This is a genomic window from Streptococcus sp. 210928-DFI.4.42 (assembly GCF_020554365.1).
Taxonomy (GTDB): domain Bacteria; phylum Bacillota; class Bacilli; order Lactobacillales; family Streptococcaceae; genus Streptococcus; species Streptococcus parasanguinis_S.
In genome coordinates this window covers 108,958-124,153 of the sequence record NZ_JAJCHF010000002.1, presented here as the reverse complement: position 1 = coordinate 124,153, position 15,196 = coordinate 108,958, and the positions used below count along the sequence as shown (strand labels likewise).

The 15,196-nt window shown below is 41.7% G+C and carries 10 protein-coding genes; 7 read left to right on the top strand and 3 right to left on the bottom strand.

What is annotated here, in order from left to right; genetic code table 11:
- The first annotated feature begins 12 nt into the window (after positions 1-12).
- Positions 13-2,631 (top strand): alanine--tRNA ligase, encoded by a 2,619-nt coding sequence (gene alaS / locus LIZ08_RS01445; protein WP_227038119.1) that lies wholly within the window; start codon positions 13-15, stop codon positions 2,629-2,631.
- 374 nt (positions 2,632-3,005) lie between these two features.
- On the opposite strand, the gene nrdF is transcribed toward alaS, so the two are convergent.
- The 3 genes from nrdF to nrdH form a co-directional block, all read right to left on the bottom strand.
- Complete coding sequence (nrdF, locus tag LIZ08_RS01440) at positions 3,006-3,965, bottom strand: class 1b ribonucleoside-diphosphate reductase subunit beta (protein ID WP_037608336.1); 960 nt, start codon at positions 3,963-3,965, stop codon at positions 3,006-3,008.
- 113 nt (positions 3,966-4,078) lie between these two features.
- A complete protein-coding gene (gene nrdE, locus LIZ08_RS01435; RefSeq protein ID WP_227038118.1) occupies positions 4,079-6,238 on the bottom strand; it encodes a class 1b ribonucleoside-diphosphate reductase subunit alpha in 2,160 nt (719 codons plus the stop codon).
- A gap of 114 nt (positions 6,239-6,352) precedes the next feature.
- On the bottom strand, positions 6,353-6,571 hold the full coding sequence (nrdH, locus tag LIZ08_RS01430) for a glutaredoxin-like protein NrdH (RefSeq protein ID WP_003006408.1): 219 nt from the start codon (positions 6,569-6,571) through the stop codon (positions 6,353-6,355).
- A gap of 476 nt (positions 6,572-7,047) precedes the next feature.
- Between nrdH and LIZ08_RS01425 the strand changes: the two genes are divergently transcribed.
- The 6 genes from LIZ08_RS01425 to glgA all read left to right on the top strand — a co-directional run bounded on the left by LIZ08_RS01425 (position 7,048) and on the right by glgA (position 15,031).
- Complete coding sequence (locus tag LIZ08_RS01425) at positions 7,048-7,311, top strand: phosphocarrier protein HPr (RefSeq protein ID WP_003006411.1); 264 nt, start codon at positions 7,048-7,050, stop codon at positions 7,309-7,311.
- A 4-nt stretch (positions 7,312-7,315) separates the two neighbouring features.
- Complete coding sequence (gene ptsP, locus LIZ08_RS01420; protein WP_049474827.1) at positions 7,316-9,049, top strand: phosphoenolpyruvate--protein phosphotransferase; 1,734 nt, start codon at positions 7,316-7,318, stop codon at positions 9,047-9,049.
- A 328-nt stretch (positions 9,050-9,377) separates the two neighbouring features.
- Positions 9,378-11,285: a 1,4-alpha-glucan branching protein GlgB gene (gene glgB, locus LIZ08_RS01415; RefSeq protein ID WP_049506438.1), complete on the top strand. Its 1,908-nt coding sequence runs from the start codon at positions 9,378-9,380 to the stop codon at positions 11,283-11,285.
- A 50-nt stretch (positions 11,286-11,335) separates the two neighbouring features.
- Positions 11,336-12,478, top strand: coding sequence for a glucose-1-phosphate adenylyltransferase (locus LIZ08_RS01410; protein ID WP_003002477.1), 1,143 nt, complete (start codon positions 11,336-11,338; stop codon positions 12,476-12,478).
- Positions 12,468-13,604 (top strand): glucose-1-phosphate adenylyltransferase subunit GlgD, encoded by a 1,137-nt coding sequence (gene glgD, locus LIZ08_RS01405; RefSeq protein ID WP_227038117.1) that lies wholly within the window; start codon positions 12,468-12,470, stop codon positions 13,602-13,604. Before LIZ08_RS01410 ends, glgD begins: the two co-directional genes overlap by 11 nt.
- Positions 13,604-15,031 carry a glycogen synthase GlgA gene (glgA, locus tag LIZ08_RS01400; protein ID WP_070589437.1) on the top strand — a complete coding sequence of 476 codons (1,428 nt, stop codon included), beginning with the start codon at positions 13,604-13,606 and terminating at the stop codon, positions 15,029-15,031. The genes glgD and glgA overlap by 1 nt, the downstream gene beginning before the upstream one ends.
- Positions 15,032-15,196 lie beyond the last annotated feature (165 nt).

Below are 15,196 nucleotides of genomic sequence, written 5' to 3'. Positions count from 1 at the left end.
TAGGAGACAAATATGAAACAATTATCTAGTGCACAAGTCCGTCAAATGTGGCTTGATTTCTGGGCAAGCAAAGGCCACTCTGTAGAACCATCTGTTAGCTTGGTTCCTGTAAATGACCCAACCCTTTTGTGGATCAATTCAGGGGTTGCCACTCTTAAGAAATACTTTGATGGAACCATCAAACCTGAAAATCCACGGATTACTAATGCTCAAAAAGCCATCCGTACCAACGATATCGAAAACGTAGGGAAGACTGCTCGTCACCATACCATGTTTGAAATGTTGGGGAACTTCTCTATCGGAGATTACTTCCGTGATGAAGCCATTACCTGGGCTTATGAACTTTTGACAAGTCCGGAATGGTTTGACTTCCCCAAAGACAAACTTTACATGACCTATTATCCTGACGACAAGGATTCATACAACCGTTGGATCGCTGTTGGTGTGGATCCAAGTCACTTGATCCCAATCGAAGACAACTTCTGGGAAATCGGTGCGGGGCCTTCTGGACCAGATACAGAAATCTTCTTTGACCGTGGAGAAGCCTTTGACCCTGAAAATATCGGTCTTCGTCTGCTTGCAGAAGATATCGAAAACGACCGTTACATCGAAATCTGGAACATTGTTTTGTCACAATTTAACGCTGACCCTGCTGTTCCTCGTAGTGAGTACAAGGAATTGCCACACAAGAACATTGATACGGGTGCAGGTTTGGAACGTTTGGTAGCCGTTATCCAAGGGGCCAAGACTAACTTTGAAACAGACCTCTTCATGCCGATCATCCGTGAAGTTGAAAAGATGTCTGGTAAAACCTATGATCCAGATGGCGATAACATGAGCTTCAAGGTGATTGCTGACCACATCCGTTCGCTTTCATTTGCGATTGGAGATGGGGCTCTTCCAGGTAATGAAGGACGCGGTTACGTTCTTCGTCGTCTCCTCCGTCGTGCTTCTATGCATGGTCAAAAATTGGGGATTGAAGGAACCTTCTTGTATAAATTGGTTCCAACTGTTGGGAAGATCATGGAAAGCTACTACCCAGAAGTACTTGAAAAACAAGAATTTATCGAAAAAATCATCAAGAGTGAAGAAGAATCATTTGCTCGTACCTTGAACTCTGGTCAACACTTTGCCCAAACCATTGTTGAAGACTTGAAAGCCAAAGGTCAAACAGTGATTGCTGGTCAAGATGTCTTTAAACTTTATGATACATACGGATTCCCAGTAGAATTGACAGAAGAAATCGCTGAAGAAGCTGGAATGACAGTCGATCGTGACGGTTTTGAAGCAGCTATGAAGGAACAACAAGAACGTGCGCGTGCATCTGCTGTCAAAGGTGGATCCATGGGGATGCAAAATGAAACCCTTCAAAACATCACAGTTGAGAGTGTCTTCAACTACAACGCTAGCCAATTGCCTTCTAAGTTGGTGGCTATCGTAGCTGACAATGCTGAAGTAGAAGCTGTTTCAGAAGGAACTGCATCACTAATCTTTACAGAAACACCATTCTACGCTGAAATGGGTGGACAAGTTGCGGACCATGGTCAAATCTTGGATGTAGCAGGAAATGTCGTAGCTACTGTAACAGATGTACAAAAGGCACCAAATGGCCAACCACTTCATACCGTTGAAGTTCTTGCGCCACTTGCTTTGAACCAAGAATACACTTTGGCTATCGATACCAACCGTCGTCATCGTGTCATGAAGAACCACACAGCCACTCACTTGCTTCATGCAGCTCTTCACAATATTCTTGGCCACCATGCCACTCAAGCAGGATCTCTGAATGAAGTGGAATTCCTTCGCTTTGACTTTACCCACTTCCAAGCCGTAACTCCTGAAGAATTGCGCGCTATTGAACAGCAAGTTAATGAGAAGATTTGGGAAGCCATCGCAGTGGAAACTGTTGAAACAGACATCGACACAGCCAAAGAAATGGGAGCTATGGCCCTCTTTGGTGAAAAATACGGTAAAGAAGTCCGTGTTGTCACTATCGGTGATTACTCTGTTGAGCTCTGTGGTGGTACCCACGTAGGCAATACTTCTGAAATTGGTCTCTTCAAGATTGTCAAAGAAGAAGGGATCGGATCAGGAACTCGTCGTATCTTGGCAGTAACTGGTAAGGAAGCCTTTGAAGCTTATCGTGAACAAGAAGATGCTCTGAAAGCAGTCGCAGCAACCTTGAAAACACCTCAACTTAAGGAAGTCCCTCACAAGGTGGAAGGTCTTCAAGAGCAACTCCGTCAATTGCAAAAAGAAAATGCAGAATTGAAGGAAAAAGCGGCAGCAGCTGCAGCAGGCGATGTCTTCAAGAATGTTCAAGAAGCAAACGGCCATCGTTACATTGCCAGCCAAGTTTCTGTTTCAGACGCAGGTGCTCTTCGTACCTTTGCGGATAACTGGAAACAAAAAGATTACTCTGATGTGCTTGTTCTTGTCGCAGCCATCGGTGACAAGGTCAATGTCCTTGTAGCCAGCAAGACAAAAGATGTACATGCAGGTAATGTGATCAAAGAATTGGCTCCAATCGTCGATGGACGTGGTGGTGGTAAACCAGACATGGCCATGGCAGGAGGAAGCAACCAAGCCAAGATCCAAGAATTGTTGGATGCTGTAGCAGGTAAATTGTAATTATCGAAGAGGTTGGATGTTTGTTCAACCTCTTTTTTCAAAAAAGAAGCAGATCCAATTAGAAAAAGATTGCAACAAAAAAACCTTTCCGTCTGGAAAGGTTTCAGATTGAAGATAAAGTCTTCTGAAAAACTTTCCTTAGGTGAGTACGGACGTCAGCGAACTTCTACGAAGTTCCATGGCTAATTCTTGAGACTAAGGTCTCAAGAATTCCGAGTGTCTGAGACTACTATGTCTCAGACACTTTTCTCACGGCGGAAAGTTTTTAATCTTTAAAAAATAAAAGTCATTTTTTGAAAATCATCTATCTGTTTTATGTAAAACAATAGGTTGTCTACATTTAAAAACCTTTCCAAACGGAAAGGTTTTTCTTCTTATAGTCCGTAATTGTAATCGTCATCCTGCATGGCTTCTACTTCACCGAGAAGGTAACCATTTCCGACTTGAGAGAAGAAGTCGTGGTTAGAGGTACCGGTTGAGATTCCGTTCATGACGATTGGGTTAACGTCATCTGCTGAGTCTGGGAAGAGCGGATCTTGTCCCAAGTTCATGAGGGCTTTATTAGCGTTGTAGCGAAGGAAGGTCTTGACTTCCTCAGTCCAGCCAACACCATCATAGAGGCTCTCTGTGTAGCCTTCTTCATTCTCATAGAGGGTGTAGAGAAGATCATACATCCATTCTTTGAGTTTCTCTTGTTCGTCTTCTGGTAATTCGTTAAATCCAAGTTGGAACTTGTAGCCGATATAGGTTCCGTGAACTGATTCGTCCCGAATGATCAACTTGATGATCTCAGCTACGTTGGCTAATTTGTTGTTTCCAAGATAGTAGAGAGGTGTGAAGAAACCAGAGTAGAAGAGGAAGGTTTCAAGGAAAACGCTGGCGACTTTCTTTTCAAGAGGGGTCCCATTGAGATAGATTTCGTTGATGATTTCTGCCTTCTTTTGAAGGAAAGGATTGGTGTTGGTCCATTCGAAAATCTCTTCGATTTCTGACTTAGTATTCAAAGTAGAAAAGATAGAAGAGTATGACTTAGCATGGACAGATTCCATAAATTGGATGTTGTTAAAGACAGCTTCTTCATGGGGAGTACGAATATCCGCACGAAGAGCCTGAACACCTGTTTCAGATTGCATGGTATCTAGAAGGGTCAATCCCCCAAAGACTTTACCAACTAGGTCTTTTTCTTTATTCGACAACTTTCTCCAGTCATCCAAGTCGTTTGACAAAGGGATACGTGTATCCAACCAGAATTGCTCTGTCAGTTTTTCCCAGGTCGATTTATCGATGACATCTTCGATCGCATTCCAGTTAATGGCTTTGTAATATGTTTCCATTTGCATCACTTTCTTTTTCTATTCATTCAATCGTTACTATTCTACCATAAATTGATAGAATACCGCACAAAAAGTCGGCGAACCGACTTTTGATAGCTATCTAGGATAGCGGATTAGATGACACAGCTTTCACATTGGTTGGCGCCAACTTCTCCACCATCATCTGTAAAGGTACGGACGTAGTAGATAGACTTGATACCCTTGTTAAAGGCGTAGTTCCGAAGGATAGACAAGTCACGAGTGGTTTGTTTGTTTTCAGTTTTCCATTCGTAAAGACCCTTTGGAATATCGCTACGCATAAAGAGAGTCAGTGAAAGTCCTTGGTCTACGTGCTCAGTTGCAGCCGCATAGACATCGATGACTTTGCGCATATCCATGTCGTAGGCAGAAGTGTAGTAAGGGATGGTTTCCGTTGACAATCCTGCTGCAGGATAGTAGATCTTACCGATTTTCTTCTCTTGACGTTCTTCAATCCGTTGTGTAATTGGGTGGATAGAAGCAGATACGTCATTGATGTAGCTGATAGATCCATTTGGTGCCACAGCCAAGCGGTTTTGGTGGTAAAGACCATCTGCTTGAACTTTAGCACGCAGTTCTGCCCAATCCTCAGCACTTGGGATAAAGATATCTTTAAAGAGTTCTTTGACGCGATCAGATTTTGGTACAAATTCTCCGGTTGTGTACTTATCAAAGTAGCTACCGTTGGCGTAGTCTGATTTTTCAAAGTTGTGGAAGGTAATACCCCGTTCACGCGCAATGTTATTTGATTCTACTAGGGTCCAGTAGTTCATGAGCATGAAGTAGATGCTGGTGAACTCGACAGACTCAGGTGATCCGTATTCGATCAATTGTTGGGCAAGGTAGCTGTGAAGTCCCATGGCTCCAAGACCAAAGGTATGCGCTTGGCTGTTTCCGTGGTCGATTGTAGGAACAGCTACAATGTGGGAGCTATCTGTGACGAAGGTCAAAGCACGAACCATGGCACGAATCGAACGACCAAAGTCAGGTGAGGTCATCATGTTGACTACGTTGGTTGAACCAAGGTTACATGAGACGTCTGTCCCCATTTTAATGAATTCTTGAGCATCGTTGATCAAGCTTGGCTCTTGAACCTGGAGGATCTCTGAACACAAGTTACTCATGATGATCTTGCCATCAACAGGGTTTGCACGGTTAGCAGTATCGATGTTAACTACATATGGGTAACCAGATTCTTGTTGCAATTTAGAAATTTCAGTTTCCAAATCACGCGCCTTAATTTTTGTCTTGCGGATGTTTGGATTAGCAACCAACTCATCGTATTTTTCAGTGATGTCGATGTAGTTAAATGGTACTCCGTATTCACGTTCTACAGAGTATGGGCTGAAGAGGTACATTTCTTCATTCTTACGCGCCAACTCGTAGAACTTGTCTGGCACGACGACCCCAAGTGAGAGAGTCTTCACCCGAACTTTTTCATCAGCATTTTCTTTCTTAGTTGAAAGGAAGGCGATGATGTCTGGGTGGAAGACGTTGAGGTAAACCACCCCAGCCCCTTGGCGTTGTCCCAATTGGTTAGAGTAAGAGAAGCTATCTTCGAAGAGTTTCATAACTGGAACCACTCCAGAAGCGGCTCCTTCATACCCTTTGATTGGTGCTCCAGCTTCACGAAGGTTGCTGAGAGAAATCCCAACCCCACCACCGATACGAGACAGTTGAAGGGCAGAGTTGATGGAACGTCCGATCGCATTCATATCATCGGTTACTTGGATCAAGAAACATGATACCAATTCCCCACGGCGGGCACGTCCAGCGTTTAAGAAAGAAGGAGTAGCTGGTTGGTAGCGTTGGTGGATAATTTCGTTTGCGATGTCTCGCGCGATAGCTTCATTTCCATCAGCAAAATAGAGAGCATTGAAAAAGACACGGTCTTCCATGCTTTCAAGATAGTATTCTCCATCATTTGTTTTCAAAGCGTATTGGTTATAGAATTTGTAGGCCGCCATGAAGGACTTGAATTGGAAGTTTTGATCTTTGATAAATTGGGCCAATTCCTCTAAAAATTCAGGACGGTATTTCTCGATAAAAGCTCTCTCAATGTAATTGTGCTCGAGAAGGTACTGAATCTTGTCTGTAATCGAGTCAAAGGTTCTAGTATTTGGTACAACATTTTCTTTAAAGAACGCATCCAAAGCTTCTTTATCTTTATGAAGCATGATTTGGCCGTTTACTGGACGGTTGATTTCATTGTTAAGACGAAAATACGTCACATCTTCAAGAGATTTTAATCCCATAATAATCCTTTTCTAGTTCAAAAAAATGAAGAGGAGAAGTCCTCTCTTTCCAAGTAAAAAGTCTAGTGTTAGGTTGCTAACGCTAGACCCTATTTAAGCAAAATACTGTGTTTATTAAGAAAGTTTCTTCAACTTAGCTGGTTGAAAACCAGAAAATACTTCATCCGGTGTTTGAATAACTGGAGCAGCATTGAAGCCAAGGTTCTTAACATGCTCTACAAATTCTGGCTGTTCATCTAAGTTAATTTCGCGGTATTCCACATGATTGCTATCGAGGAATCGCTTGGTCATTTTGCATTGAACACAATTATTTTTTGAATAAATGGTTACCATTTCTTTTTCGTTCTCCTATCGAAATATAAATCTGTAAACAGTATAAACAAAATCCAGCAACTTGTCAACAAAATAAAACTAAATATTGTGCAAAGATATGAAATGGGGTTTTTAAAACACAATATATTGTGGTGAACGGAAATTGAGAAATTCCAAGAAATGGGATAGGAATAGGCTTTAAAGCATCTTTAATTAGTTATAATTTTTTTGTGAATCAATATCCTGTGGTACACTTGCTTCTTTTTATTTGAAAGCGGAGGAAAATGTTACTTATAATATAGTAGAAAATTGAAAAGATTTGTTCTCCATTCTTCAGGTACTTCTTAGAATGTATCTAAATTGGGATTTTTCGCAGTCTTTTTCTGTAAGTCAGTGATAAAAATCTTGAAAAAAATTTCAAAAGATGATATAATACCAAATTGTAAGGGTTATCAAAAGGTAACTCAAAAACTATTTTTTAAAAGGAGAGTCCAATTATGGCTTCTAAAGATTTCCACATCGTGGCAGAAACAGGTATCCACGCACGTCCAGCAACTTTGTTGGTTCAAACTGCTAGCAAATTTGCATCAGACATCACTCTTGAATACAAAGGTAAATCAGTTAACTTGAAATCAATCATGGGTGTTATGAGCCTTGGTGTTGGTCAAGGTGCTGACGTTGTAATTTCTGCTGAAGGTGCTGACGCTGATGATGCAATCGCAGCTATTTCAGAAACAATGACTAAAGAAGGATTGGCTTAAAAATATGACAAAAATGCTAAAAGGAATTGCAGCATCTGACGGTGTTGCCGTTGCTAAGGCATATTTGCTCATTCAACCAGACTTATCATTTGAGACTGTTTCAGTCGAAGATACAAGTGCAGAAGAAGCTCGTTTGGATGCAGCTCTTGAAGCTTCACAAAACGAGCTTTCTCTTATTCGGGAGAATGCAGTAGCAAGCCTTGGTGAAGAAGCAGCGCAAGTTTTTGATGCGCATATGATGGTTCTCGCTGACCCTGAAATGATTGGTCAGATCAAAGAAACGATTCGTACGAAAAAAATCAATGCAGAGGCTGGCTTGAAAGAAGTCACTGACATGTTCATTGCAATCTTTGAAGGAATGGAAGACAATCCTTACATGCAAGAACGTGCAGCAGACATTCGCGACGTTACCAAACGTGTCCTTGCCAACTTGCTTGGTAAGAAATTGCCAAACCCTGCTTCTATCAATGAAGAAGCAATCGTGGTAGCGCATGACTTGACACCATCTGATACAGCTCAGTTGAACAAAAAGTACGTAAAAGCCTTTGTTACTAACATCGGTGGACGTACCAGTCACTCAGCTATCATGGCGCGTACACTTGAAATCGCAGCTGTTTTGGGTACAAATAACATTACAGAACTTGTCAAAGATGGTGATGTTTTGGCTGTTTCAGGGATCACTGGTGAAGTGGTGATCAACCCTACTGAAGAACAAATCGCAGCCTTCAAAGCAGCTGGTGAAGCTTATGCCAAACAAAAAGCTGAATGGGCTCTCCTTAAAGATGCTCAAACAGTGACTGCTGATGGAAAACACTTCGAGTTGGCTGCCAACATCGGTACCCCTAAAGACGTTGAAGGTGTAAACGATAATGGTGCAGAGGCAGTTGGTCTCTATCGTACAGAATTCTTGTACATGGATTCTCAAGACTTCCCAACAGAAGATGACCAATACGAAGCCTACAAAGCTGTTCTTGAAGGTATGAACGGTAAACCTGTTGTCGTTCGTACAATGGATATTGGTGGGGATAAAGAACTTCCTTACTTCGATCTTCCTAAAGAAATGAACCCATTCTTGGGTTACCGTGCTTTGCGTATTTCTATCTCTGAAACTGGTAATCAAATGTTCCGTACACAATTGCGTGCCTTGCTTCGGGCATCTGTCCACGGTAAATTGCGGATCATGTTCCCAATGGTTGCTTTGTTGACTGAGTTCCGTACAGCTAAAGGTATTCTTGAAGAAGAAAAAGCGAAATTGCTTGCTGAAGGTGTTGCTGTGGCAGATGATATCCAAGTAGGGATCATGATTGAAATCCCAGCTGCTGCGATGCTTGCGGACCAATTTGCTAAGGAAGTTGATTTCTTCTCAATTGGTACAAACGACTTGATCCAATACACAATGGCTGCTGACCGTATGAACGAACAAGTTTCATACCTTTACCAACCATATAACCCATCTATCCTTCGTTTGATCAACAACGTGATCAAGGCGGCTCACGCTGAAGGCAAATGGGCTGGTATGTGTGGTGAAATGGCCGGTGACCAAACTGCTGTTCCACTTCTTGTCGGAATGGGCTTGGATGAGTTCTCTATGTCAGCTACATCTGTCCTTCGTACACGTAGCTTGATGAAGAAACTCGACACAGCTAAAATGCAAGAATACGCTAACCGTGCTCTTACTGAATGTTCAACAATGGAAGAAGTTCTTGAACTTTCAAAAGAATACGTGAACGTAGACTAAGAATTCAACAAGACTAAGACAAATCTGTCTTAGTCTTTTTTTACATTGTTCATAAAAATGTTCATTTTATTCGTAATAAACTAGTTAGTAATAAAAATAGTGATTTAAATGTTCGGTTTTTGTTTGATTTTCCTCGTATATATAGTATAATCGTAAGTAAGATAAGGAGGATGACCAAGGAAGGATCGAAAAGGTTCGGGAAAGAAAATGGAAAAACTTTTCCTGATAATTTTACATGATTTTACAGGAATCAACTTGAAAATTAAGTGATTTTATAGTAGAATAATACCAAATAGAAAACGCTTTCAAAAAGCAAAGAGGTGAGTATATGGATAGAAGCACAGACTTATGGACATTTGGAAGAGGGGATAATTTCCATCTTCAAGAGTACTTAGGAGCTCACAAGGAAACAAGGGGAGAACAAGAAGGCTTTACCTTCCGTGTTTGGGCTCCCAATGCTCAGGCGGTGGATCTGATTGGTGATTTCACTGATTGGGAAGCTCGTAAAATTCCAATGGTTCGTAATGAAGGAGGCGTCTGGGAAGTCTTCTGTTCCGATGCAAAAGAGGGAGATATATACAAGTATTTGGTGACTCGACAAAATGGTCATCAGGTGCAAAAAATCGATCCTCTAGCATTATGGATGGAAAAGAGACCCAATACAGGATCTATTATTAAGACCATTCCAGAGAAAAACTGGAAAGATGGTCTCTGGAGAGCACGCCGCAAAAAACTTGGTTTTAAGGAACGACCTGTTAATATTTATGAGGTTCACGCAGGATCGTGGAAACGTAATGAGGATCACAGTTCCTATACCTTCAAACAACTAAAAGAAGAATTGATTCCATATTTGGTGGAGATGAACTACACCCACGTGGAATTTATGCCAGTGATGGCCCATCCATTGGGCTTGAGTTGGGGCTATCAGCTCATGGGATATTTTGCACTCGAGCAGACTTATGGTAGCCCAGAAGAGTTTCAAGACTTCGTGGAAGAATGCCACCTCAACAATATCGGAGTGATCGTGGATTGGGTACCAGGACATTTCATTATCAATGATGATGCCTTGGCTTATTATGATGGAACACCAACCTTTGAATACCAGGATGAACATCGTGCTCATAACTACGGATGGGGAGCCTTGAACTTCGATTTAGGGAAGAATCAAGTCCAGTCATTCTTGATTTCTAGTTTGAAGTTTTGGATTGATACCTATCATTTAGATGGGATTCGGGTCGATGCTGTGAGCAATATGCTCTATCTTGACTACGATAGCGGTCCATGGACACCAAATATTGATGGTGGAAACCTCAACTACGAAGGCGTTCATTTCCTTAGACGGTTGAATGCGATTATCAAGAACGAACACCCAGATGTCATGATGATTGCAGAAGAAAGTTCTGCTGGTCAAAAGATCACGGGTCCTGAAGAAGAAGGTGGACTTGGCTTTGACTATAAATGGAATATGGGGTGGATGAATGATATCCTTCGATTCTACGAAGAAGATCCCATCTACCGGAAATTTGACTTTAACCTGGTAACCTTTAGTTTCATGTATGCATTTTCTGAAAACTTCTTACTACCATTTTCACATGATGAAGTGGTGCATGGTAAGAAGAGTTTGATGCATAAGATGTGGGGAGATCGTTACAATCAATTTGCTGGACTCCGTAACCTCTTGACCTATCAGATTTGCCATCCAGGTAAGAAATTACTCTTTATGGGTTCAGAATTTGGTCAATTTTTGGAATGGAAGTCAGAAGAGCAATTGGAATGGGGCAATCTAGAGGATGAAATGAATGCTAAGATGCGTCGTTTCACTTCTCAGCTCAATCATTTTTACAAAGAACACAAGGAATTGTGGGAGATTGATGATAGCTTTGATGGCTTAGAGATTATTGATGCAGATAACCGGGATCAGAGCGTCTTGTCTATGATCCGGAAAAATCGTAAGGGTGATCTTTTGGTGTGCGTCTTTAATATGGCACCAGTAGAACGCAAGGACTTTACGATTGGTGTGCCTATATCAGCGGTCTATGAAGAAATTTGGAATACAGAATTAGAAGAATGGGGAGGTGTCTGGAAAGAGCACAATCCGACAGTTCAGTCTCAAGATGGACTGTGGAAGGATTATGAACAAACTTTGACCTTTACTTTGCCGGCTTTAGGAGCTAGCATTTGGAAGGTGAAACGGAAGGTTCGCAAAACGAAATCTAAAACATCAGATAAAAAATGATGATCGGTTGACTCTAAGGGAGTCCAAGCTTTAAAAAGAGGAAGTAGTCAATGAAGAATGAAATGCTCGCTTTAATTCTTGCCGGTGGGCAAGGAACACGTCTTGGAAAATTAACCAAAAACATCGCGAAACCTGCGGTTCAATTTGGTGGGCGCTATCGGATTATCGATTTTGCTCTCTCAAACTGTGCCAACTCAGGAATTCACAATGTTGGTGTGATTACACAGTATCAACCACTTGCCCTTAACAGCCATATTGGGAATGGTTCCAGCTGGGGTTTAGATGGAATCAATACGGGTGTGTCTATTCTCCAACCTTATTCAGCTAGTGAAGGAAATCGTTGGTTTGAAGGAACTAGCCATGCTATTCTTCAAAACATCGACTATATCGATAGCATCAATCCGGAATATGTCTTGATTCTATCTGGGGACCACATTTACAAGATGGATTACGATGACATGCTTCAAGCGCACAAGGATAATAACGCAAGTTTGACCGTTGCAGTCCTAGATGTACCTTTGAAGGAAGCAAGCCGTTTTGGAATCATGAATACAGATGCCAATAATCGGATTGTCGAATTTGAAGAAAAACCAGCTGAACCAAAATCAACTAAGGCTTCCATGGGGATTTACATCTTTGACTGGGCTCGTCTGCGCAATATGTTGGTTGCTGCTGAAAAGAGTGATATCGATATGTCAGACTTCGGTAAAAATGTCATTCCAACGTATCTAGAATCAGGCGAAAGTGTTTATGCTTATGAATTCAATGGTTATTGGAAAGACGTTGGTACGATTGAGTCTCTTTGGGAAGCCAATATGGAATATATCGATCCAAATAATGCCTTGGATAGTCGCGATCGTCACTGGAAAATCTATTCACGCAACCTTATTTCACCACCAAACTTCTTTGGAGAACATGGTCACATCGAAGATTCTCTTGTCGTCGACGGTTGTTCGGTAGACGGTACAGTCAAACACTCCATCTTATCAACAGAAGCTCAAGTTCGTGAAGGAGCAGTTGTTGAAGATGCTGTCGTGATGAGCAATGCCATTATCGGTAAAGGAGCTGTCGTGAAACGCGCGATTATCGGAGAAGGTGCAATCATTGCAGAAGGTGTCGTGATTGATGGAACAGAGGAAGTACAAGTTGTCGGTTACAATGAAAAAGTGGGGGTAGCAACAGATGAAGATTGATAAATATTCAGCCATTTTAGGAAATACAGTTGGGTATCATGATATGTCCACTTTGACCAGCCATCGTCCGGTAGCCTCCCTACCGTTTGATGGGAAATACCGCTTGATTGACTTCCCGTTGTCTAGTCTTGCGAATGCTGGTATTCGTAGTGTTTTTGGGATTTTCCAACAAGAAAATATTAGTTCGGTCTTTGACCATATTCGTTCAGGTCGTGAGTGGGGCTTGTCTACTTTATTGAGCCACTATTACCTCGGAATCTATAATACTCCAGTTGAAAATACAACGGTAGGGCCAGAATACTACCAACAATTATTGACCTATTTGAAACGGTCTGGTTCCAACCAAACAGTTGCTTTAAACTGTGATGTTTTGATGAATATTGACCTCAATCAAGTTTTCCACTTGCATAATAGCGTTGACCGTCCGATTACAGTTGTTTACAAAAAGTTGCATCTTCAAAATATCTCTGAAGTCAATGCTGTCTTGAAAATTGATGAAACAGACCATGTTACAGAGCAAAGACTTTTCGATGGCAAGGATCCTGACGAAGTCTACAACATGTCGACAGATGTCTTTATTGTGGATACTCCTTGGTTGATTGAAAAAATTGAAGAAGAAGCCAAGAAAGAATACCCACAAAAATTGCGCTATATCTTGCGTGATTTGGCGGTGGAATACAATGCTTTTGCTTTTGAATATACAGGTTACCTAGCCAATATTCATTCAGTTGAATCCTACTACCATGCAAACTTGGATATGTTGGAAAACCAAAAATTCATGAAGCTCTTTTCACCAAACCAAAAGGTGTATACGAAAGTGAAGAATGAAGAACCAACGTATTATTCCAAGACTTCACATATTAAAACGTCTCAATTTGCTTCGGGTAGTATTGTAGAAGGAACCGTTGAACGCTCCGTTGTTTCACGGCGGGTACACCTTCATGAAGGTTCAGAAGTCCGCAGTAGTCTTCTCTTCCCTGGTGTTGTGATTCATGAAAATGCAATCGTCGAATATGCCATCCTGGATAAGGGTGTCGAAGTGGCTGCTGGTGTGACGATTCGTGGGACAGAAGAAGCACCTGTCGTGGTTAAAAAAGGAACGATTGTTACAGAGGATATTGTCTAATGAAACTATTATTTGTTGCAGCTGAAGGTGCACCATTTTCTAAAACAGGCGGATTGGGAGACGTTATTGGCGCTCTTCCTAAATCCTTAGCGAAAAGTGGTCATGATGTGCGCGTGATCCTCCCTTACTATGATATGGTAGAGACTAAGTTTGGAGATCAAATCGAAGATGTTTTGCATTTTGAGACCAAGGTTGGCTGGAGAAGTCAATATGTTGGTGTGAAACGTATTGTGCGTGATGGAGTCACCTTTTACTTTATTGATAACCAACATTATTTCTTTAGAGGTCATGTCTATGGTGACTTTGATGATGGAGAACGCTTCGCCTTCTTCCAGCTCGCGGCTTTAGAAACGATGGAACGGGTTGACTTCATTCCAGATGTTCTTCATGCCCATGATTACCATACGGCGATGATTCCTTTCTTGCTGAAGGAAAAATACCGTTGGATTCAAGCTTATCATGAAATTAAAACAGTATTGACTATCCATAATTTGGAATTCCAAGGTCAGTTCGACCCAGGAATGTTGTGGGACCTATTCGGAGTTGGATTTGAACGCTATGCAGATGGAACGCTTCGGTGGAATGATTGCCTGAACTGGATGAAAGCCGGCATTCTATATGCTGACCGTGTAACAACGGTTTCTCCTAGCTATGCGCATGAGATTATGACTGCTGAATATGGTTGTGGCTTGGATCAGATCCTTCGGATGGAGTCTGGCAAGGTGACCGGAATTGTTAACGGGATTGATGCAGATCTGTATAATCCTGAAACGGATCCACTCTTGACGTATCACTTCAGTCTCTCAGATCTTTCAGGTAAAGCAGCTAGCAAACGAGCTCTTCAAGAACGTGTTGGTCTACCTGTTCGCGATGATGTTCCTTTGTTTGGGATCGTCTCTCGTTTGACACGTCAAAAAGGTTTTGATGTGGTGGTAGAAGAGTTGCATCAACTCTTGCAAAAGGATATTCAGATTGTTTTGCTGGGGACAGGAGACCCTGGATTTGAAAATGCCTTTGCTTGGTTTGGTCAAGCCTACCCAGATAAACTTTCAGCGAATATCACATTTGATGTCCAATTGGCCCAAGAAATCTATGCAGCGTCGGATGTCTTCTTGATGCCAAGCCGCTTTGAACCATGTGGCCTTTCTCAAATGATGGCCATGCGTTATGGAACCCTTCCTCTGGTGCATGAAGTCGGCGGACTTCGAGATACGGTCCAACCGTATAATGCTGTTGATGGAAGTGGAACAGGCTTTAGTTTCAATAATTTGTCTGGCTATTGGTTTAACTGGGCAGTTGATGAAGCCTTGGCTGTCTACTACAATGACAAACAGGCTTGGTATGGTCTCCAAGAGCAAGCTATGACGCGTGACTTCTCATGGGATACGGCTAGTCAACGATACAATGATTTGTACCAATCCTTATAAATAGATCTATGATACAAACGCCTTTCGAGGCGTTTTTTTGTGTTGCTTTCTTCCTATAAAGAAAACGGTTTATATTTTTGAGTTTTAGAGCTTGCTAAAATAGAAGAAAAAAGATAAGATAGGTAAAGGTAAAAAATCCCGGGAAGGTTCTTATTTCTGGAAAGG

What these genes read in the sequence shown, in the direction of transcription:
- alaS (WP_227038119.1), top strand. Translation starts at nt 13, where the DNA reads ATGAAACAATTATCTAGTGCACAAGTCCGTCAAATGTGGCTTGATTTC.
- nrdF (WP_037608336.1), bottom strand. Translation starts at nt 3,965, where the DNA reads ATGGAAACATATTACAAAGCCATTAACTGGAATGCGATCGAAGATGTC.
- nrdE (WP_227038118.1), bottom strand. Translation starts at nt 6,238, where the DNA reads ATGGGATTAAAATCTCTTGAAGATGTGACGTATTTTCGTCTTAACAAT.
- nrdH (WP_003006408.1), bottom strand. Translation starts at nt 6,571, where the DNA reads ATGGTAACCATTTATTCAAAAAATAATTGTGTTCAATGCAAAATGACC.
- LIZ08_RS01425 (WP_003006411.1), top strand. Translation starts at nt 7,048, where the DNA reads ATGGCTTCTAAAGATTTCCACATCGTGGCAGAAACAGGTATCCACGCA.
- ptsP (WP_049474827.1), top strand. Translation starts at nt 7,316, where the DNA reads ATGACAAAAATGCTAAAAGGAATTGCAGCATCTGACGGTGTTGCCGTT.
- glgB (WP_049506438.1), top strand. Translation starts at nt 9,378, where the DNA reads ATGGATAGAAGCACAGACTTATGGACATTTGGAAGAGGGGATAATTTC.
- LIZ08_RS01410 (WP_003002477.1), top strand. Translation starts at nt 11,336, where the DNA reads ATGAAGAATGAAATGCTCGCTTTAATTCTTGCCGGTGGGCAAGGAACA.
- glgD (WP_227038117.1), top strand. Translation starts at nt 12,468, where the DNA reads ATGAAGATTGATAAATATTCAGCCATTTTAGGAAATACAGTTGGGTAT.
- glgA (WP_070589437.1), top strand. Translation starts at nt 13,604, where the DNA reads ATGAAACTATTATTTGTTGCAGCTGAAGGTGCACCATTTTCTAAAACA.